Annotated in this window: 17 protein-coding genes; 2 read left to right on the top strand and 15 right to left on the bottom strand. The window is 32.3% G+C overall.

Annotated features, from left to right (window positions below; all coding sequences use genetic code 11):
- Positions 1-2: 2 nt before the first annotated feature.
- The 3 genes from DW761_RS03105 to DW761_RS03095 form a co-directional block, all read right to left on the bottom strand.
- Positions 3-341, bottom strand: a complete 339-nt coding sequence (locus DW761_RS03105; RefSeq protein ID WP_117516389.1) for a PTS lactose/cellobiose transporter subunit IIA — start codon at positions 339-341, stop codon at positions 3-5.
- Between the two features lie 22 nt (positions 342-363).
- Positions 364-1605 (bottom strand): PTS sugar transporter subunit IIC, encoded by a 1242-nt coding sequence (locus tag DW761_RS03100; RefSeq protein WP_117452956.1) that lies wholly within the window; start codon positions 1603-1605, stop codon positions 364-366.
- 113 nt (positions 1606-1718) lie between these two features.
- Positions 1719-2033 carry a PTS sugar transporter subunit IIB gene (locus DW761_RS03095; protein ID WP_117452955.1) on the bottom strand — a complete coding sequence of 105 codons (315 nt, stop codon included), beginning with the start codon at positions 2031-2033 and terminating at the stop codon, positions 1719-1721.
- Positions 2034-2256: 223 nt separating this feature from the next.
- Between DW761_RS03095 and DW761_RS03090 the strand changes: the two genes are divergently transcribed.
- Complete coding sequence (locus DW761_RS03090; RefSeq protein ID WP_117516388.1) at positions 2257-4173, top strand: BglG family transcription antiterminator; 1917 nt, start codon at positions 2257-2259, stop codon at positions 4171-4173.
- 39 nt (positions 4174-4212) lie between these two features.
- On the opposite strand, the gene DW761_RS03085 is transcribed toward DW761_RS03090, so the two are convergent.
- The 11 genes from DW761_RS03085 to DW761_RS03035 form a co-directional block, all read right to left on the bottom strand.
- On the bottom strand, positions 4213-4683 hold the full coding sequence (locus DW761_RS03085) for a DUF1307 domain-containing protein (protein WP_158552200.1): 471 nt from the start codon (positions 4681-4683) through the stop codon (positions 4213-4215).
- A gap of 137 nt (positions 4684-4820) precedes the next feature.
- Positions 4821-5420: a carboxymuconolactone decarboxylase family protein gene (locus tag DW761_RS03080; protein WP_117516387.1), complete on the bottom strand. Its 600-nt coding sequence runs from the start codon at positions 5418-5420 to the stop codon at positions 4821-4823.
- Between the two features lie 96 nt (positions 5421-5516).
- Positions 5517-5765, bottom strand: a complete 249-nt coding sequence (locus DW761_RS03075) for a hypothetical protein (RefSeq protein ID WP_117516386.1) — start codon at positions 5763-5765, stop codon at positions 5517-5519.
- A gap of 57 nt (positions 5766-5822) precedes the next feature.
- A complete protein-coding gene (locus DW761_RS03070) occupies positions 5823-7517 on the bottom strand; it encodes a phospho-sugar mutase (protein WP_117516385.1) in 1695 nt (564 codons plus the stop codon).
- Between the two features lie 72 nt (positions 7518-7589).
- A complete protein-coding gene (locus DW761_RS03065; RefSeq protein WP_117516384.1) occupies positions 7590-8093 on the bottom strand; it encodes a nucleotidyl transferase AbiEii/AbiGii toxin family protein in 504 nt (167 codons plus the stop codon).
- Positions 8065-8352 (bottom strand): type IV toxin-antitoxin system AbiEi family antitoxin domain-containing protein, encoded by a 288-nt coding sequence (locus DW761_RS03060; RefSeq protein ID WP_147323299.1) that lies wholly within the window; start codon positions 8350-8352, stop codon positions 8065-8067. The genes DW761_RS03065 and DW761_RS03060 overlap by 29 nt, the downstream gene beginning before the upstream one ends.
- Positions 8353-8915: 563 nt before the next feature.
- Positions 8916-9599: a DUF3307 domain-containing protein gene (locus DW761_RS03055; protein ID WP_117516382.1), complete on the bottom strand. Its 684-nt coding sequence runs from the start codon at positions 9597-9599 to the stop codon at positions 8916-8918.
- On the bottom strand, positions 9592-10455 hold the full coding sequence (locus tag DW761_RS03050; protein WP_117516381.1) for a SatD family protein: 864 nt from the start codon (positions 10453-10455) through the stop codon (positions 9592-9594). Before DW761_RS03050 ends, DW761_RS03055 begins: the two co-directional genes overlap by 8 nt.
- A gap of 322 nt (positions 10456-10777) precedes the next feature.
- Positions 10778-12688, bottom strand: a complete 1911-nt coding sequence (locus DW761_RS03045) for a DUF3732 domain-containing protein (RefSeq protein WP_117516380.1) — start codon at positions 12686-12688, stop codon at positions 10778-10780.
- Complete coding sequence (locus DW761_RS03040) at positions 12688-13176, bottom strand: three component ABC system middle component (RefSeq protein ID WP_117516379.1); 489 nt, start codon at positions 13174-13176, stop codon at positions 12688-12690. The genes DW761_RS03045 and DW761_RS03040 overlap by 1 nt, the downstream gene beginning before the upstream one ends.
- Complete coding sequence (locus tag DW761_RS03035; protein ID WP_117516378.1) at positions 13169-14371, bottom strand: ABC-three component system protein; 1203 nt, start codon at positions 14369-14371, stop codon at positions 13169-13171. Before DW761_RS03035 ends, DW761_RS03040 begins: the two co-directional genes overlap by 8 nt.
- A gap of 981 nt (positions 14372-15352) precedes the next feature.
- On the opposite strand from DW761_RS03035, the gene DW761_RS03030 reads away from it, so the two are divergent.
- Positions 15353-19753, top strand: a complete 4401-nt coding sequence (locus tag DW761_RS03030) for an Ig-like domain-containing protein (protein WP_117516377.1) — start codon at positions 15353-15355, stop codon at positions 19751-19753.
- A gap of 154 nt (positions 19754-19907) precedes the next feature.
- On the opposite strand, the gene DW761_RS03025 is transcribed toward DW761_RS03030, so the two are convergent.
- Positions 19908-23270, bottom strand: coding sequence for a diguanylate cyclase (locus tag DW761_RS03025; protein WP_117516376.1), 3363 nt, complete (start codon positions 23268-23270; stop codon positions 19908-19910).
- Positions 23271-23500 lie beyond the last annotated feature (230 nt).

Raw genomic sequence — 23500 nt, 5'->3', positions numbered from 1 at the left:
TCCTAGTTATTTTCTATTTTATTATTCATTATTTCAAAGAAATCAATCAGTTCTTTTGCAAGATTCAATTCACTCATGATTGTCATTAACGTATCCTGAGCATGTGCAAATAATAAACATGGTTCATAAGTTTTACCTCTTGTTTCATTCTGAATGACTTCTGTTTGTGAAATATGTGCCTGATGTATGCATTCTTCTGCTTCCTGAATTGTTTCTTTAGCTTGTGTAAAATTAAACTGTTTTGCCTGTTTTAAAGCTGTTTCTACTTTAATTCGGGCATCTCCAGCATGCAAGATAATCTGCATTGCCACACTAACCAATTCGTTTTCCATGATATCCATAACCTTACCTCCTAGTTTGTTTCTATGCTATGTTTTTATTTTCTTCTTCTAATTTTTCTTTTTCAAATACCTTGAAGAATGGGTACCAAATTGCGAAGTATACAATGAATAATACAACTGCCCATAAGATACCACGCATATCCTGTGTGATCATAACGGTTGAAATTGGTACTGGTACTTGCCCTACCTGGTTCAATGTTGCTGGAATATTTAATAATCCAAGTTTCATAACAACATATACAATCGTTGGTCCAACAATTGCGTTGATCCACATAGGAAGCATCAATAATGGATTGAATACGATTGGCGCCCCAAACATAATTGGCTCATTGATATTAAAGCATGATGGTCCAATAAAGATTCTACCCAATGTTTTCAACTGTTTAGATTTAGAGAAACACATCATGACATTCAAGGCAAGGGTTGCTCCCATACCACCCATTGTAATTAATGCTGCAGTAAATACTGTTTCACTTGTAGCAATATTCGTTGCTGGAAGTCCTCTAGCAACTAAATCAATATTTTCCTGAATACCAGCTAAGAAAATTGGTGTAGTAACTGCACCAAATAACCAGGAAGAAATACCCATAGTATACAATACAGCTGGAATAAAACAACATAATACAAAGCCTGGATATGTCTGTGCAAAGCTTGCTAGTGGTGAGAAAATCCATAAAACGATTTCAAAGATATCAAAGTTACAGTATTTTGTCAGAATCATACCTAATCCTAAAGTAATCAACGTAGGCAGGATATAATTGATCCATCCAACTACAAAATCAGGAATAGAAGTAGAATCTTGTAATACATGTAATTTTGCATATAAGTTAAAGATGATAGATGTAAATAAACCAGCAACAATTCCTACCGCAATACCCGTTGCACCAAGTCTACCTCCTTGAATAATCATATTACCTGCTTCATCAGTTGTTGGTATGATGAACATCATAAATACAGCCATACATACAATTCCACAATTGGTTGTATAAAATGGATGTCCTAATTTTTCCATACATTGTTGACCAACTACAAATGCCAGAATTAAAGAAATTAATCCAAAGCTATAATCTGCGATCATTCCCAAATCAGGAAGCACAGTGATATATGAGCGGAATACGTTATAGAAATAAATAACAGAGCCAGTTAAGATAAATGGTATAATTTTCTGCATAGAAGCGGATACTGCCGCAATCCATGGTTTACTACAAATCTGATTCATTTTTGGTGCAAACGAATTTGCCAGCCAATTCATAAAACTTTTCATTTTTTTCTCCTCTTTTCTCTTTCTTTTTCTCCATAACTTCTTTATAATGGTTATGAAGAAATCTTTTATGAAGTCTGATTTCTTTAAGCTAAGACATCCCCTCTTAGCTTTTTTTATTTATTGATTGTTTTTACAGCAAGATCTAATAATGCATCCCCATTTAACTGGGCATAAACATCTTGTGGTATTACAACTACTGGTACATTATGTGGATCACATAATGTTTTCCATTTGTCTATTTCTCCACCATAGTGTGGTCCAAGCATAAGAATGCTGATAGATGATAAATAGCTTGCTACATCTGTGTGTGAACGTGCTTCAATTGTCACATCCATTTTCTTCTTTTTTGCTGCCTTTCTTGCCTGATTTGCCAAAAAACCACTTGACATTCCGGCACCGCAACAAAGCATGATAAACATTTTTTCCATGAGGTAATGTTCTCCTTTCCGCTTTTATAAGCTGATGTACCTCGTACGCCTATATTATTTCGTATTTCTTCATATCTCTCAACTTGGCTTTTGCACCACATGGTGAAAAACTCATCAATCATTTTTTTGCACCATGTGGGGAAAACTTTCAGTTGTAACACTTATAATGGTAAATTATAATAGTAATAGAAAACGCAAACGGCTGTATAAGGAGAATCATGTGATGAAGAAGAAACATATAGAATTGTTAAATTATTTGTTAAATCATATAAATGCTACAAGCAAAGAAATAGCAGCTGCTTTATCTATTTCCACACGCTCAGTAAAAAACTATGTGAATGAAATTAATTTATTAAATAAAGAAAAAGTGATTCTATCCAGTAAACAAGGATATACCATTCAGAAAACATTAGCTAGAAATTTATTATCTTCTCATGACGAAGAACTTCCACAAACCAGCGAACAAAGGGGCTTTTATATCATTAAACAGATTATGCTGGAACATTCTTCACACGTGGATATCTTTGATTTATGTGATAGTTTATACGTCAGTTATTCCACGATCAAATCAGATATAGCCAAGATGAATAAGACATTCGCAAATTTTCATATTCATTTTACATGTGAAAATGATGTTGTTCGTCTACATGGAAGTGAAAAAAACAAGCGTAAATTAGTTAGCTATGTCATGTATGAAGAAACAGATCAACAGTTCATGGATGCTGGTATTATCAAAGAAAGCTTCTCTGATGTATCGATTGATAAGGTATCTAATATCATCAGAAATACCTTTCAAAAGTATAATTATTATATCAATGACTTTTCTTTTGTAAATCTATTACTGCATTTTGCAATTATCATTGACCGCATGCAAGAGGGAAATTTATTAGAATCGCAAAACGAAGATTTTTATATTGAAAGTGAAATAGAACGTTCTCTAGTTCTTGAATTATGTCAACAACTGGAAGATGTTTTCCACATTAAATTTAATAAAAATGAACAATTTGAAATTTATATGCTATTCAAGACAAACGCCAATTACTCTATGCCCAGCTCAGAAGAAAACCTAAGGAAACTTGTAGGTAATGAAATTCTCCAGCTAACAAAAGATATTGTGCAGAAGGTTAATGAAAGTTATTTGATTGACTTAAATCATGAAAGCTTTGTTACACCTTTTTCTTTACATCTAAAAAATTTATTACTGCGTGCTAAAAATGAAACTTATACCAAAAATCCAATGGTTGACGCAATTAAATCCAGTTGTCCCACTGTTTATGATATTGCTATTTTTATTTCATTAGAGTTGATGCATCGCTATCAAATAGAAATTAATGAAGATGAAGTCACTTTTTTAGCATTACATATTGGTGCGGAGATTGAACGAGAGAAAACTAACGATAGTAAAATTAAATGTATTTTATTATGCCCTGATTATATGAATATGACTTCAATTATCTACAACAAACTATTAATTGATTTTGGGAATCAAATTAATATCATAAAAACAATATCTTACGAACATGAACTGGAAAAACTGCATTATGATATGTTGATCACGACAGTTCCCTTAAAAAACCAAAATGAACATGAGATCTGTACAATACCACCATTTAATTTTGAATCCAGTTTTTCACATCTTCAACAATGTATTGAAAACTTTAAAATAAATCAAAAAAATTTTATTTTAAAAAAGAATTTTAATGATTTTTTCTCAGAAGAACTCTTTTTGGCAAATCCTTTGGAAAATGAAAAAAATGCAGTATTACATCGATTATGTGAGCGAATGGTAGAACTTGAATACGTTACCTCTGATTTTGAAGAAAATGTTCTCGTACGTGAAAAAGCTGCCTCTACTGCTTTCGTAAATATTGCGATACCACATGCTATGGAAATGGAAGCGTTAAAAACATGTATTGGCGTTGTTATTTCTAAGCAAGGTATTCGATGGGATCAACAATGTATTCACCTTGTTTTATTAGTCGCTATCAATAAGGTGGATAAACGTATTTTTCACGACTTATACGAGGCGCTTGTCATCTTATTCAGTAATGATAAAGTGATGGAATTAGTATCTGAATGTACATCTTTTTCTGACTTTGAAAAATTAATTTACTCTAGTATTTCTTATCATGAGGAATAAAAAAAGCAGTTATATATAAGTAAATATAACTGCTTTTTTTTATAATTCGCATTTAAATCCGCTGGCCTTCATTCCGTTGATAGTTTTATCTAAATCAATTTTAAAACGTTTTCCGTCAATATTTGCCTGTCCATTTGTCACAGTATTATAATCATCTGCGGAAATCTTGGTAAAATCAATTGACATGATTTCTGATACCTGTAATTTTTCTTCATCATATTTCAATTCATAGGTAACACCTTTCATATCTTTAGTAGAATCTTTCATATTTGCGCTTTCCATGTATTTTTTTGCGAAGTCATAATTTTCTTTATCTTTTGCGGTAATGACTGCATCCTGGGTTTGTTTCACTACAGTTTTATCCTGATAATCATATTTTGTTGTGATATCCATTGTCAATCCATTCTGCTTTGTTGTATTTGTACATGTTGCTGTCTTTGTTTCTACTGCCTTAGATCCACATCCACATAATGTAAGTGCGATCAAAGCCCCTGCTAATAACTTTTTCATAGTATTCTCCATCCTTTCCAATGCAAGGAAAGTATATCATAAAACTATTGAAAAATATCTGTATAAATCAAAATTTAGAAAACGACTTTTGTAAGCGGTGCTAATTGGACATTAACGCTTATTCATATCTGAAATTTTTACATAGGATAAGCTGATATATGCAATATATGTGCAATACCTGCATGAATAACTCCTACAGGAATATACACAATCAACAACAGGATCATCCCTATTTCATATAATAATGAACTGCGTTGATCTACCTTATCTTTTTGTTTCGTGATTCTTCCTTTTAACGATCCAAAGATAATGCCATATGTATTTCCTGCCATGATTACACAGATTGCGCCCATCATGGCTTTTGTTTTTTCTTTGCCATATTCCTGCATTATTTTTTCCTTAGAAGCCTTAGATGGATGTCCTCTTTGATCAGCATATGCCTGCGCGAACAAAATCGCATTCATTTCATCATCTGGAATATCTTTGAATTCACCATTCAACATAGCTATGATTTCATCATGATCCATACCGCTTTCTAATGCCATTTGCGTATGTGCATAAGAACACATTGCGCATCCATTTACCTCAGTTACTGCCAGCATAATACGCTCTTTTAACTGTTCATCTAATACACCAGATTGTATTGCTTTCTTTAATTGTAAAAAGCTTCGCAATGCTCTATATAAAATCATATACGCCTCAAGTGGCTGATATAACTTTTTACCTTTTTGTTTCATAGACATCATTCCTTTTGTTGTTGATATTATATGTCTATTGAAAGGATAACGTCAAAACATTTGCTTCATTTAAAAGAACAGGCATTAACCTGTCCTTTATCCTTTTAGAATATGTAAACAAACACATAACCGATCCGCAAAGACCATTTCTTTTGGTACTTCTATAATTGTTTCGTCTTCACTTTTATGTACTTTTGCCAATCTTTTTTTGATTTTATGAACGGGCATCTTCTCCATTTTTTCTTCCATCTTTTTCATCGTGCGATAATCTTTGATAAAAGAAATTGCGGCACCTGCTGCAGCACCTACGGCAATCACACTCGCTACTTTTACAATTTTTTTCATATCCGTATCCTTTCTAAAATGGTAAAATGCACCGGCGAACCAGTGCATTTTCTATTTTTATTTGATCATTTCATCCATTGCTTTCTGATAAGCAAGCGTTTTGCTGTGTGCATCTTCTAATGAAGTTCCTTTTACACAGTAATAGAATTTACATTTTGGTTCTGTTCCACTTGGACGAATTGCAATCCAGCTTCCATCTTCCAGATAGTATTTCAATACATCAGATTTTGTAAATCCAGTTAATTCACTTTCTTTACCATCTTCAACGATACGACATTCTTTATAGTCTTCAAAACGTGTAACTTTTACACCATTGATAGCTTCCACATTGCTTGTACGAAGTGTTGCTAAGATTTCCTGAATGCGGGCAGCACCTTCTTGTCCAGCAAGTTTCAAAGAAGTCTGGCTTTCTTCATAATAGCCAAGTTCTGCATACAAATCATAAAGAACATCTACTAATGTTTTTCCTTTTTCCTTGTAGTAGCAAGCTGCTTCTGCAAGCATCAGGCAGGCCTGTGGTGCATCTTTATCACGTACGAATGGTTTGATTAAAGAACCATAGCTTTCTTCATATCCAAAAACATATTGTTTTTCATTTGTTTTTTCGTATTTTGCAACTTTTTCACCAATAAATTTAAATCCTGTCAATGTTTTTTCTGTAGCTACACCATATTTATCTGCGATTTTTTCTCCTAAATCCCCAGTAACAACAGTATTAAACATAACTGGATTATTAGGCATACGGTCTTTATCAATCAATTGAGAGAAAATATATTCAATCAATACAGCACCACTCTGATTACCAGTTAATAAGTGCCATTCACCTTCATGTTTTACGCCTACACCCATTCGGTCAGCATCTGGATCACATACCAGAATAATATCAGCGTCTTCACGTTTTGCATATTCCAATGCTAAATCATATGCGCCTTTTTCTTCAGGGTTTGGTGTTGGTGTATTTGAAAAATCTGGATCTGGTGTACATTGTTCTTCAACTGCAACAAAGTGATATCCAGCTCTTGTATACACTTCTTTTACAGGAATATTTGCTGTACCATGTTCTGGTGTAAAGATGATTTTTACATTATCTTTATTAACATTTGGGTTCAACTGAATACTCAATACATTTTCATAGTACTCTTCATCAACATCTTTTCCAATGACAGTAATCAGTTTTTCCTGATCTGCAGATGGATTTGCGGTAATTGCAAGTTCATCTTCTACTGCATTAACACGATCAATAACCTGTTGTGCAAGTGCTGGAACTAACTGACAACCTTTTTCATCATATAATTTGTATCCATTATATTCTTTAGGGTTGTGTGATGCCGTAACCATAATACCACCAAAGCAATTAAAATGACGTACTGCAAAGCTTAATTCAGGAGTTGGTCGTAAACTCTCAAATACATAGCTTCTAATATTGAAAGTTGCTAATACCTTCGCAGAATCCATAGCGAATTCATATGACATATGACGATTATCATAACCGATTGCCACACCACGTTCCATAGCTTCTTTACCATGTGCTACGATATATTCAGCAAATCCAACATTTGCTTTACGAATCGTGTGAATATTGATACGGTTAGTACCAGGTCCTAATAGTCCCCTCATTCCTGCGGTACCAAACTCGATGGTCGTATAAAAAGCATCTGATTTTTCTTTTTCATCCATGTTTTCTAATACTTCTTTATAAGAAGGATCAAGGTTAGGATGATGTAACCATTTTTCGTAAACATCTTTGTACATATTTCTATCGTCCTTTCCGTTCTCTGGTTCCATTATATCATATTTATCATTGGTTTTCTCACTAAATTGCATTTAAATGTAAGCGAATACATATTTTAATGATAAAAAGATTACCATTTTATATAAACGATATTGATCACCAGTAGCTATATCAATGGAAAATCTTTCTTTGATATTAAACATTTTCGCAATAAAAGTAACATGAAATCCTTCATAGTCCTCTATCTTTTTTATATCACTAATATCCATAATTTCATATGTAACATCTTGGTCATTTACATGCGCAATAATATTTTCAACAATGGATCTAATATTTTCATGATTCAAAGGAATTTGCTGGATATTAAAATCTATATCTGTAGTTGTTCGTGTACTTAATCCTAAAATAGAAGAAAGTAAAAAGCCGCCTTTAAACACAAAATAATTCTGATAGTCACTTAATGAAATTCTTTTTATAAATTCTTCCATGAAAAAGAATAACAATAATGTATTGTAATTAATATTTTGTTCCTTGGCTATTTTCATTAGATGATAGCGTAGTTTTTGCTTATCCATTGGCAAGTACCATAAGATCATCTAATTTCTTCTGTATTTTCATAATATTTGCGTATTCATACAAGTTACTTAAATTCTTATCATTGCAAGCTAAATACATATAGATGGCCTTCCGAAATATTTCTTCATCAATATCATTCCTATGTTTTATCAAATCACAAATCGTGCGTTCTTTATCGTAGACTCTTACTTTATTTCCATAAGCCGTTTCTACTTCTGTTAAGCCTAAATAAAAATATTTCTTATCAACGAAGTGTATTTCAATATCATTCTTTTTCATACTATGAGGATTATATCCTTTATACATTGTAACCTCAATTTTGTATGGAATACGATCAGTTATTTTATGAAGATATAAAGCTGATTGATATGAGTAAATACTCTTTTTATACTTATTTTGAAAAAAATAATAATCATCTAAATCTCCATATGTGGTGTAACTTTAGAAAATCATTGAAACCTCCAAAAAGCCTTTATCTATCGTACTTTTTGCAAGTTTCAAAAAGGATTTATCATTGAATTTATCATTTTCACGGAAAATCTACGTCTTTTATATGCACCTATCTATTGGGTATATGGTACCTGTGTGCAGTTGTATGCGATTATGAGTAATCCAACGTGGAAATAATAGAAGTTAGCCTTAAGTGCCTAGAATTCTATTTGATCGCTGTTCATTTAGCGTGAATCAACAATACTGTCAAACTCTTTATCTATTTAAATCTAGATATTTTTTCCATTACACATATAATAATGGTGTACATGAAGGTTGCTTAGAAATTTGCACAGAAAAGGAAGGTATTGCAGTACTTTCCTTTTTATATGCATTCGTCTGCATAAAAGTTTCTAGAAAGTACTTAAAAATTTTATGAGTGCAAAGCAGCACAAAGCTCCAATTGTACTTAGCAATGTTCCTATTAAGTACTTTTCTTGAAAATGATTTTCATTATTATTGATATCCTTATATCTAACTAAAGTTTTTGCAGCAATAATAAAACCTATGGTAGAAATAGAATCAAAGATACATAATAAAAAAATTATAATCCTCTCTAAATACCCTATATATGTACCAATTTTCAACTCATTATTGCTTTTCTCTTCTTTGAAGATAACTTTAAAAGCCAATGAGATCAGTACGCCAACTGGTTTAATTAATATTAATATCGCTAAAATTGATATTAACGTCATATTTGAAAATACGATTGTTAAATTCATATATGATGAACATAAATAAATAATGAACAAATGAATAAACTGATCACTGCAAAATATTAAGCACTCTTTTTCTTTATATTTATTTTTCAGTTTAACAGAACAAATATCAATTAATAAATGAGATAATGTGATTATTATGAATAAGGATACATCAATTTTAAAATAGATAAAAAGTAAAACAAAAGGTATTGAATAAATAATTGAATGTATCAGCATAAAAGAGTTTAAGTTTTCTTTATGCTTTGCTACTTCATCGCTTTGCAAATAGAAATCTCCAACAACATGAAAAATAATCAATAGTAATATATTATTCATTATCAAGTTCCTCAATCAGCCAACAAGCAATAGAAAAATCAATATTTCTATTTTCCTCTATCTTTCCTAAGCGAATATGTTTATCAATATTTTGACGTGTAGTTCCTAATATTTCTGAAATCATCGTAGACATTCCCTTCTTCCATGTATTTTCCACTAACATATTACTATCCTCTAAAAGCTTATGTAATGGCATAAAATATACTTGCCTAATATCGTTTGAAAGAACTATGTTGTTTTTTAATTCTCCCTTACGAGAACTTCCGATTCTTGAATAACTCAAAGATTGCATAGGTACTATATTAGCTTTCATCTCTAATATCAAATTTAATTGGTCTTTAAATTCAATGTATGAAACCATAATGTTTTCATCAAAAATCGGATATAATAATTCAGCAATTAATTTAACATTTTGTGCATTCAACGATTGTTGTCTTTGAAGAAGCTGTGACGAGTATAACATTGCATTCAAATACTTATCCTTTTTTGTTTTGGTATTTATTCTAATTCCAAAACTGTTTTTACCAGAAAAGCTTTCTATAGCATATCTAGCATTATGATATACTTCACCATCTAATTCTGATGATTTCCAATTTTCATTATCAAAAGCTAATTCTCCATACCCGATTCCTGCCCTAATTTTAACTGGATAACAAATCATCATGCAGAATCGAACACATAAATACGCTGACAATGGTTCATAAAACAAGCCTTGAATTTCATCACCTGCACTAAACATTAGCGGTTTTTTTAAAGATTTATAAAATGTTTTATTCAAGTAGGCAATAATACATTTCATAAACTCTTGGAGCTCATTACGATTTTTATATTTTCTAGAATCAACTATATCGATCATAATAGAGCAATACTTTTTGTTTGACAATGCCTTCACCTCATAACTTAAGTATATAGTAAATAGATAAATAACGCAACCTATTTTGGTTGCGTTATTGAATCGCAACTATTTTAGGTTGCGTTATTCCTGCGATCCTTCATGTGTGGGACCAATTTTTGAATATATAGAAAATGATAAGTTATAATATTTCTAGCTATAATCAATACTTTTCCAAATGTATATTCATTTTCTATTTTATATTAAGTAAAGCAATACTTTTTAATACTCTATATTTAACATTAATTTAATAAATACGATTTTATTATTTCACAGCGATTTCTTATTAATACCAATCATCTGGAATTAATTTTGTTCCCTTATGCCAATCTTCCAATACTGATGACATAAAATTTTCATTATTTTCTAAATTTGCATGATCGACAACAATAACTTGCAATTTCCCCGATAATAATTGTACTTGATTATAAATAAAATCATACATCTTTTCCACCATTTTCCAATCTATATCTTCTTCCTCTTCACCAGATGGGAAATAAACTTGAGATGGTTGATCTATAAATATAAATTGAGGTACAGGCCGCGCATTTTCTATAAAATATTTTTGCAAAGCAAAATATACAATTAAATGTACACCTACCCAATTTGATCCACTTCCTAACTGTCGCAAAGGAACAGGTCGATCTGGTTTATCAACTACCACAGTTACTTTATTCATATCTAATCTATATGGATTTTCTAAATGCTCTAATTCTAATGTTTGAGCCCATTTAGTCATATTACTAGATATACGGGATAAGACAGATTGTTTCCTATCTTCTAAAGTTTCTTTATCTAATAAATTATCTATTTCATCTAATCTTCCTTGAAGTTCTTTTATTGCAAGTTTAATAGAGTTAACATCTGATTTATCAGCAACACTTTCTACCCAGAGACTTATTCTACCTACTATCTTAGCTCTGCGTGTATACAAATCTCTAAGTTTCTTTGCTTCTTTATTATGATTATAAATACCATCTATCTCATACTTTATCTTCTGAATTTCTTCCTTAATTTGTTGCCTTCTTTTTTCTAAACCGTCTATATGTTTTCGAAGTTTTGGTTTCTCTTTACTTACATTTTTAATGTTAGCATCTAATTTCTCTATAGCCGTCTTAATCATATCTACTTCAGGAATTGGATTTGTCAATACATTACTACATAAAGGGCAATGGCCTGGATCAAAATTGAGTTTATCAAACAAACCAATTGAACTTAATCTCAACTTTTGGTGTTCAGCTTCCGTTGAGAACCCCTCCGTTTCACCATTGAAAGACTTAGCAAAGAAAATATCTTCATTTATTTCTACTAACTCAGTTTGCAATGAATCTAACTGATTCTGCAAATAACTTATTTTATCCATTCCAATCACTTCTACAGATTTTGGCTTCCATTCTTCTATGCTGGAAAGCACATAAAATATTTCATCAAAATTATCAATATCATAATCCTCTTTTGAAGATAATAAACCTACAGCTTTTGCTTCTGAAATAAGTGTTAGTGCCTTTTTCATACCTCCACCTTGAAGCATTTCTAGTTCATCAAGTTTCCTTTTTTCAATTGCCAATTTCCGTTTTATAATCATTCTTTCATTTTCTAATTCTAAAGCCTTCTCATTTACTATCCCTAAAAAGTAAGGAAGAGTGTCTTTTATAGATTGTGTAATAAAAGGCTCGGCTTGTCTGTGAAATAAAAACGATCTGGCTGCGATTTCATCTTGAAATTGAAAACAATAATATAAAGCATGTCTTATATTAGCGGCTAAAGCACCCCTTGTTTGACCTTCAGGAGGAATATTTAAATTTTCATTTATTTTTAATCTCTTAGATATCAGTTCTTCTACTCCCTCTACAGTATCATTGGCTTCAAAGTCTTTATTTTCAGGAATTAAAATTTCTTTCCCTATTTCAACATAACAAGCATTAGTCGTTTGCTTACCTACTTTTGGATTTTTTCTTGCAATAAATATCTGCTCATTCTCTAATTGTAATATTATTGCATACCATGTTGAGTTTTCTCTTACTACACCATCAGAAATATTACATGAACTTCCACCTAGACAATAATTTATTATTTCACCTACTGCTGTTTTCCCAGATTTTGAATTTCCAGTAATTATATTTAACTTTCCTAAATTAAATGATAATCTTCGAATTTTCCCATTTTTTCCATATATAATTATTTCCTTAATTTGCATTACGGACGCACCCCCAATCCAATATATATTGTTTCAACTTTACCAGTATTTGCAAACCATTTTCCAACATGTTCACTCTTATTTAAACAATCTTTAATTTCATTATCAATATATTTAGTTTTACTTAACCCTTTGATTTTAGAATTTATTTTTAATTCAGCGTTATCTGTAATCTTTATTATTCCAGTTTGTAAGAGAAACTCTATAGCCTCATTAGTTATTTCGATTAGATTGCTTGCTCTTTGAGCATATCCTATTAATAAGTCAGGATTCATTTGAATCCAGTTCAATAGCTTAGTTCTACTTGAAATCTTTTCTCTGGTCTTTTTATGCAAAATAAGCGGAAGTATTAGGTATACTAAAGGAAAAGGAAATGATTGCTTAGAAGATAGGTTATACTGTCTAACTACTGTATATATTATTCTACCACAAAATGCTGGATTTAATAAAAATGCTATTTCCTGTGGTCTGTTTTCCCAATTATTCATCTCTACTATCCTCTTCTTTCAATAAATACTTTAATCTATTTTTAAAATCAGCGTGCCAACCTATTTTGAATTGATCTGCCAACATGTGATAACTTCCTCTCATAATAAAAGGTTCACTACAACGCTCTCTAACTCTAATATCTTTGCTTTCAATTTGATTTAATAATTGCCTACCTAATTTCTTTACATCAATATCATCTGAAATATTATTCATATCAATATTATCTAGCATATCGATAAAACAATGTTCCCACTCATCAATTAATCTTCTTTCATAACTATCTAACTCGTTTAAATATAATAAATCATTCCTGACCCAGTTAGCACGTTGTCGAAATGCTTTATAATAGTCCTGCAATGCTATAGTCAATTTCCTTGAGCTCACACCTATTAGTTTTAATTGTTCATAAAACATTTGCGTAATAAACTTAGCGTTCTCAAAATCTAAATCATCCTCATATATATCTATTGGGAGATTATCATCTCTATATTGTTGGTTTAAATCAACAATATATGATGTTACTTGTTTCGCATTTATAAATACTGGATCCACAGAATTTAGAGCTTCAATGGATTTATTGTACCACCATCCCTCTAATCGTTCAAACACTGATGAAATATGTTGTTCTTTACACCCATATCGTAACCTCTTTTTTATTTCATTTGCCGATTCGACAATATTATAAGCATTATCTATTATATATATATTTTCAACCAGTTTTTTCGTTATAGTATCTGATTGCACCTTAAAATTTTCATAAAAAAATTCATGGGCTTTATTGTCAGAATTATTACAAATATATAGTAACTTTTCAAAAGCCTTTTCTGTATTTCTAGAATTCATATCATCACTTAATAAGCTGCACGCTGAATCAACAGGTGATTTTGCAGTGGTTATAATCAAAAATTTAGTATTATTTAATATACTTATATCCTTTTTTATTTCATTAATCCAGGCATTTAATGTACGCCAAACATCAGTACTGGAATCAGTTAAACTACCATGATTCTTTGTATGATGTTTTAATTGTATATAAGTATTTAAATTATCATCTTCAGTTGTTAATGCTATATCATCGAATTTTTCTATACTAATGATAGCATCAGGATCATCATTTTGTAATAAAAGATATAATGCGTATCTTATTTGATATATATATCCTAACATTTGCTCGGGTGCTTGATGATTTGACATAATCTCCCTCCTTTTTTTCTGAGTATTTTCTTATTTTTATTATACTTTTACATAATAAAAACTTCAACCATATTTTAACAAATCCATCTCCAACATAGTAAATTTTCACATTGTTATATATTTAATGATTAATCACATTGGAAAGCATTGTAATAAATAGCTTTTTTCACCTTCAAATCTATTTTAATATCTTCTACCCTTCTCATTTCATGTTATACATACAAAATATATTGTAAATGATGCCCATTCATAAAAATGCACCTAAGAAACATTGAAAATTAAACAAACATTTAAATTTTATATAAACAAACTAGCACTTTTAATACTATATCACCAGAAATTGATCTCAATACGACATAAAAAAAGACCAGTCATACATAATAATAACTGGCCATTCTCACGACTTTTTCACGACTTTTTTATTTTTTATCCTTAAACTACTTATTTTTTATCTTTTATATCACATACCTTTCCTTCTCTAATCTTTATGGATTTCCATTTTTTAAGTTAACGCGTTATGGATAGTTTAACATGTTTTTTTAGATTTGCAATAAGATTTTTTACATTTATTCAGGACAATTTTTCATTTATTAATTTTATGTTATTTATTTGATAATAGTATATATTTATATATATAATATAAATGAAACTTTTTTTGCATTTTAAATGACAGAAAATGATACACTTTTTTGACGTTTCATTAATTATTTATCATAAAAATGTTGTTATATGCTCACATGATGCAATAAATCATACACACTCATCGTTTATTGTATATGATTTGTTGCACATATGAATAATATAATTTCATATATATATCCCATCTTTAAGTAAACCGGTTTTGCACTTTTTCTACTATTTACAGCAGTTTCTTCTCATATTTTTTATTTTATCCATGAAAACGCTTGCATTAATTTCGATAATCATCTAGAATATCTCTGTGCATTAGTAAACCGGTTTATATGCAGTTGGGAGGTTCATATGTTAACAAAAATGAAAAAATGGATGTGTCTTGGATTTTCTTTTCTGTTGATTTGTTTCTCTGTCTTAGGCAGTACAAACATATTGGCACAAGAAAAGAAAAACTACATCGCTAACCCAGAATTTCAGGATGTGGATGGAAATTCGCAATTTGATTCCTGGAATTACTGGAGCTCTGGGGGATCAGGCCGTGCGCAAAGCAGTGCTGATCAGGGTATTTTAACAATCAGTGCTAGTGGAGAGAATCTTGTTTTAAATCAGATATTATCGAATGTAACAGCAGAAAACAGCTATCATTTTCATGCCACATTAAAAACAGAAAAATTCACTCATGGAGCCGCAATCATTCGCTATCAATTTTTAAACAAATCCAACCAATCTTTATCAACAACAGAAATTGTAAAAGTCATGAACAATCAGGATTGGAAGGATATTGATCAGGATATCACGATTCCAAAATCTGTGGATAATTCAAAATTCACGGATACGCTTGTCGCAAAAGTAAAACTGGAAATCATGGTATCATCGCCAACGACTGGTGTTATGCATGTAAAAAATCTTCGATTAGAAGATTCCATACAGCCAGCGCAAGATAACCTTTTGATAAATCCTACTTATCAGGATACCAATCAAGATGGTAAAATTGATCATTGGAATTACTGGCCTGCGACTGGTGATTATAAAGTAGCAGCAAAACAAGGTATATTATCAATGCAAACGAATAATACAAATATTACATTGCATCAAAGCGTCATGCTTTCTTCAGAACAATTAAACAAAAAATATCATTTTGAAGGTGATATCGCTTGTGATGAACTAAAAAGTGGCACGGCTTCTTATCGTATCCAGATTGTAGATCATTCTAATCGCAGCCTCATGGTGCTAAATACAAATACTAAAATAAAAGACACCACAGACTGGCAGCACGTTCAACTTGATTTTGATGTACCAAATACCCTAAACAATACTGCAGTTGCGGGTATCAAGCTGGAGCATATCGTATCTAAATCTACTGGGACTGCCTATTTCAAAAATATAAAAGTATCATGCATTGGTGAAATGGATAAACATGAAGAAGGCGATCCTATGAATAGTCTTATATTCAATGGTGGATATGAGAAAGTGAATGGAACAATGCCTGAAAGCTGGAGCTTATGGAAAAGCAGCGGTGGTCTAAATGTGGAAAGTGATGAACATGTATTTAAAGATGGTTATCGCAGTGTACATATACATGATGTTTCTTCTACCACACCATCAAGAGGAACGATTTACCAAAGTATTTCCCCAGTTTCTGATGAGATACAAATGCATGCTTTAAAAATATCTCAATGGATAAAAACAAAAGATTTTACTGGAAAAGGTTTATCTATTCGTTTACAATATGTCGCAGAAAATGGCAGTATACCAACCATGTATACGCAAATACTTCCTGTATCCAATACACAGGACTGGACACAATATACGTATACAATTAATCTGCCGCCATTGCCATTAAAAAGTATAAAACTGGAATATTTATATGATGAATCAAATGGTGATGTCTGGATTGATGATACGTTAGTAAATGGATATGTGAAAGCTGAAAACATTGAAATCACGCCTGCTTCCTGTATCATGAACGTTAATGATACGTTACAATTATCCGCTGATATTACACCAAAACAAGCAACCATATCTACACTGACTTTTGAAAGCAGTGATACATCGATTGTTACTGTTGATGATCAGGGACTGTTACATGCTTTGAAAAATGGAATGGCCGTTATTCGTGTGAAGCATGTAGATGGTATTGAAAAGGAAATCGCGGTAGTGGTAAATCCACAGGGAAAAGAGAATGCCCCCATCCATTTCACTACTAAAATGAATACCATGATTACAAAAAAAATACTGGCAAATGCTGAACTGCTTGCTTCCCCATCTCATGGCACGGTAATATTAGATCATGATCAAATGTCTTATTATCCTGAAAAAGATTATACAGGATCAGATGCTTTTACATTCGTCTTAAAATCAGAAGATGGTTCTGTTGCTTTACAGCCTGTAAATGTTGATGTCACTGCAGTCAATGAAGCTCCACAAATAGAGAAACTCATTCTTCAGATGAACATGAATGAGCCGGTATCTGGTAAATTTCAGGCAACGGACAAGGAGCATGATTCTTTAAGTTATACGTTATTACAACCTGCATCACATGGTACATTTGACATTCATGATGACACGTATACTTATACACCAGAAAAAGATTATCATGGCTATGATCATGCAATGATTCAGGTAAAGGACACTTATGGCAATATTACAAACAGTGAAGTTGTAATCTATATTGCTAATACACCTCAAGCACTCATACAGTCTGTAAAAGATGAGCATCCTCGACTTTTAGCTACTGCAACTGATTTTGATCATATCCGCACAAACATCCAAAAAGATGCAAATGCCAAAGCATGGTATCAGGATGTATTACATGCTGTAGATCCTTTACTAGAAAAACCGGTTGTTCCCTATCAGTTAAGTGATGGTGTGCGTTTGGATACACAGGGGTCTAAAGATGTTGTAAATCTTGCCTTTGTATGGCAAATCACACATGATGAAACATATGCCAAACGCGCATGGAAAGAACTTGATTCCTTATGTCGTCAATATCCAGACTGGCATCCAGATCACTTATTAGATACAGCTATGACAGCAAATGGTGTAGCGATTGCCTATGACTGGCTGTATGATTATTTAAATGAGGAGCAACGTGATGAAGTATCAAAAGCATTATATGAAAAAGGACTACAGGTTGCCTTGAGCGAATATAATGCAAATCATCGTTTTGTGACTGATGGATATAACTGGAATTTTGTCTGTAATTCTGGTTTTGCGACAAGTGCTCTTGCATTAGCACATCATGAAAATCCTGATTATCGTAACTTATCTGGTATCATTCTTCAAAAAGCCTATCGCTCCATTCAATACGGACTTCCTCAATATGCACCTCAAGGAGATTCTCAGGAAGGTATTTCTTATTGGGATTATGGCACTAGATATCTAGTATCCTTCTTATCCTGTATCAGCTCAGCAACAGGTGAAAATGAATTTTTAGCTACACCTGGATTAAAAGAAACAGCATTATTTCCTATTTATATGAGTGGAAAAGCAGGTACCTACAACTATTCTGATAATGATATGATGGATGCTGCCGGTTACTTAAATCTATGGTTCGCAAAAATTTACAATGAGCCATCTTATACTTGGTATCATAAATACTATATGGAACAAAATCCACACAGTGCCAATATCTATGATTTACTATATTATGATCCATCCCTGTATCAGGGAGAAACACCCGTTCTATTAGATAAGCAATATGATGCACAATCCATCATCACAATGCGACATGATTTCACAGATCCTGATTCTTCCTTTTTAGGTTTTAAAGGTGGATTTAATGGTGCCCCACATGGTGATTTAGATATTGGAAGCTTCGTCTATGATGTTGATGGTGAACGCTGGGCATTAGATTTTGGAAAAGAGAATTATAATCTACCCGGTTATTGGGATATGAATCAAGAAGGACTTCGCTGGCAATATTATCGTAAGAATGCCTTAGGACATAATACGCTGGTTATCCATCCTGAAAATGGCGCAAATCAAAGCTTACAGGTAAAATCAAATGTTATAGAAAGTCAGCTGAATGAACAAAACGGTGGATATGGTATCCTTGATATGAGTGATGCTTATCAAAAATATGCCGTTGATGTAAAACGTGGTTTTGCTTATTTTCATCGAAATGAAGTTTTGATTCGTGATGAATTTACTTTAAAGCATAAAGATGATATCTATTGGCAAATGCACACCGATGCAGATGTTACAATTGCAGAAGATGGACAAAGTGTTATCTTAAGCAAAAATGGAAAGCAGGTCAAACTGATGTTAATAGATGACCAACATCTTGGACAACGTTTTGAAGTCATGGATGCGAAAGCTTATCCGGGTATCACAACTGCACCTAATCAAAGTGACAATACCGGTGTACACAAACTGTTTATTCATTCTATTGCTCAAAAAGGGACTTTCAATGTATGGATCATGCCTTTAAATCAAGATAATCAGGATATGCCAGAAATTCTTCCATTATCCAAATGGCATCAATATGATTTTAAAGGTACGAAAAAGCCTGATGTTACTCCTGATGATGAAGGCAACACACCTGTTGTAAACCCAGATCATCCAGATACTACACCTGATGCTAATACTCCTTCAGACACTATAAATACAAATCATTCTCAACAAAATATCCACAACAAAGTTGATACCAGCGATCATACCCATATAGATCGTATTGTATTATTACTTGGCGCATCTGTTGTATTATTAGGCTATATTCTGTATCGTAAAAAAGCAATGAAGAAGTAAATCTTTCACCATAACAGCATATGTTATGGTGTTTTCTTTATATTACAGTCATACATATTTGTTCGTTTTATGCTAACTTTTATTATTTTTGTTAGCACAAAGAGAACACATCCTATATAAAAAGAATCCATCTGTAGACAGATTCTCTTCATGGCTATTCGCCATAAAAACCATAATTGTTTTTTCCACGTTTCTTTACTTGATATAACGCCTCATCTCCATGCTGATACAAAGATGTAAAATCTATGCCATGTAGGGGTGCCAGCGAAATACCAATCGTCGCAGAGATATGTACAATTTGATTTTCTCCTTTTACCTTCATACGCAGATGTTCACATAGCATTTCTGCTTTCTTTTCCGCAATTTCTCTTGTTGTATGCTTCATAAAGACCACAAACTCATCTCCACCGACTCTTCCTGCGATATCTTCAGAACGGAATAAAGTTAAAATACGCTGACTGATTTCATGAATTACTTCATCTCCCATTGCATGTCCCAAGGTATCGTTGACATGTTTAAAGTTATCAATATCAATTAAGAAGAATGCGCATGATGTATCGGGATGCTCATTTAGATACTGTGCAATCATTTGTTGTGTGGTAACCTTATTAAACATACCTGACAATAAATCTTTTTGTGCCTGATCAATCAATCGTACTTCTTTTTCCTTTTCCTCCGTAACATTTTGTATATTACAAATCGCTAGAATATCATGACTTTCTTTTGACTGTAATAAGTGAATAATCGTATTTACCCATATATAACCGGAGGACTGTCGATTGATTCGGCGTCGATAAGTAATACGCTCTCTTAATAATCCCTGTTCAAAATGTTCTAACAGACGTTTTCGATCCACAACTTTCGCAAAAGCAGCAGCATCATCTGGGTGGACATATTCTGATTCAATCCAGCTGTTGACTGCATCAAAATCATCACTTGGTATTAACATATCCTGTTTCCAGCGTTCATGCCCTTCCACAAATTTATTTCTGGACAGATTGATGACATAGAAATCTATTGCATCTTTTAAGATGGTTGCCCTTAATGTAGATTCTTTATCTGCGAATTGCTCCAGCTCTTTTTGTTCACTGATATCATGCAGGATACCAACTGCTTTTCTTGGATCATGATGATCATCGAATATCGTTACTAGTTTCAAGGAGAACCAGCGATTGCGATATCCTGCCTTTTGTAAACGGAATTCACAATATGCCTGTTTTTCTCCTAATTCAACCTTATAGAAACAATCCATCACCACGCCACGATCATCTTCATGGATCATGGAAAACTTCTGTATATCTTGTGGTATACCCTCGATACATTTTGGTATATGATACTTATCTTCAATCATATCATTATCATGCTTGATACAATGCTCCTTAATCAGATAATCAAATACAATGCTATTCGTATTGGATACTGCGATTCGATAACGTTCTGCGTTGATTCTGATTTCTTCATTCTGTTTCTTTTCTTTACTGATATCCATACAGATCCAGATAATCACATCTTGTAAATCTTTATATTGCTCCTTGATGTGTTTTCCTTTGCTGGATACCCAGATCAACTGGTTTTTACTAATCATGCGATATTGTACATCAATGGTTTCTTTATAATCTAACTGACGATGTATTTCATCTTTCAGCTTATCATTTACCTGAATCGGCACAAAGTCAAATAAATGAACACCCTGTGCAATTCTTTCATCATCTAATTCAAATGTATCCTTAAACACAGCATTCGCATATAGAATTTTAAATCGATCATCAAACTTTGTTACCAGCATCATACCATTCATATTCTCAGAAATATAACGTAATTCCAAATTCTTTTCATCTAATTGTTTTCGTATCTTTTCCTGTTCTGTAACATCAATTAATACGTTACAGAATTTCTCCTTCTGATGGTATTTGATCAATTCCCCACAATGATAAATACTGACATATCCTTTATTTTTGGTTTTAAGATGGTAATGTGTTTCAAAGTGAGTCTGTTTTTGTGTAAGTACATGTTGTTTCAGTTGATAGAAAGCTTCCTTATCATCCTCTCTGATCATAGCGGATAATGATTGATGGAAATCCTTTCTGATTTCTTCTTGTGTATATCCAACAATTTCAAGGAAACGATCACTCATTACCTGTATCGTACAGTCTGCATCATCATCACATAACAATACACCACCTGGTATATTATCAATTAGTGTCGCAAGTTCTTTTTCCTTCTCTATGACTTCTGAGATATTCTGGAAGGTTTCTATGAATCCAATCGTTTCGTTTTTTTCATTTTGTAAGAGCGAAGAATTTACCATGTAGGTACAATCATCCCTGATAAAAGAGCTGATTGGATTTTTATGATGCAACAGACGACACACAGCACAGTTCTGGGTATGGCAGTTTTGGGTTTTCCAGATAGAACATGGTTTGCCAACCACCTCTTTTAAGTCTTTTTGTATCATATGTAATGCTGCCTCGTTCATAAAGGTAATATTTTTATCTTTATCCATAATCGTAATTGGTGATGGCACCTTATTCATGACATAGTGAAAATAGCGATTGCTTTTCTTAAGCTGATTATTACTGCGGTAACGACTATAGAAAAATACTGCACTTAAGGCGATAAAACATGCGCCTACCTTGCCAAATAAAATCAATGCTTCTTTTTGAATATCAGAAGAATATGCAGATACCAGTTCTTTTGGCAGTTCACTAACAATATACCAGTTCTGGATACCGATCGGTGCATAGTATAATTCATGTTCTTTATCATTTAATGATATGTTCACAAAGCCACTTTTCTGTGCCTTGATATCCGCAAGAAATTGCTCATAGCTTGCGCCTTTCAAAAAATGGGCAGCGTTTAGTGTATCCTGAATCATTTCATCCTGAAACAGCTGTTTTTCATGTTTGGCCTGGTACAAGAAAAGACCATCCCCGTTCATTACATTAAAATAGCTTTTTCCCTGAAAGATAGAGCTATTTAACATTTTTGATAAATGAGCTGGCTGATAAACACAGCGCAAGCCTGCGATCACCTGATTATCTTTATAAATTGGGATAATGGTACTATAAGAAATACCAGCTTCCACCTGTGTTTTTTCGATTTTCGTATGTACGATTTTCCCCTGCATAACCTCATCCAGATATTCTGAATCATTTATTTTTAATATATGACCATCACTGGTATATGTCATCTTATTTGGTAAATCAATAGCTAATCTCAAAATTTCTTCTTCCTGCTTTTTTACAACCGAGTCTAAATACTGTATATTTTCTTCGCATGTTAATGTGTCACTCCATGTCAGATTGTCCGCTATATCTTTTAAATGATTGCTATCATCTTCTAACCCATGCAAAATTAGTTCCACATGCTGATTGGCAGACTCCTTTAAACGTTCTTCATTGGATTCCTCACTAATGCGATAAACGTCTTTAGCATACTGGTAAAAAAAGAAGATTTCAGCGAAAGCGAAAACAATGAATAAGGCGATAAAAAATCTTAATGTTTGTTTCTGTTTCACGTACGATTGCTCCTTTCTTTTTCATATCCTCTAATATTCTTATAGCACATTTTACAACAGAAATAAACATAAAAAAAGCTATTTTTATGAACTTTGTATTTATTAAATGTAAACTAATCATAACGATATATTTTTATGAATTTTGTTGTGCTTTGTCACTAGTTTTCTACATAAAACATAAACTAAATTTCTGATTATCTTTTCATAAGTTCTTACAACACCGATATATC

It is taken from the genome of Absiella sp. AM29-15 (genome assembly GCF_003434225.1).
Taxonomy (GTDB): domain Bacteria; phylum Bacillota_I; class Bacilli_A; order Erysipelotrichales; family Erysipelotrichaceae; genus Hoskinsella; species Hoskinsella hominis.
The sequence above is the reverse complement of the archived record's forward strand: the minus strand, read 5'-3'. Positions and strand labels throughout refer to the sequence as shown.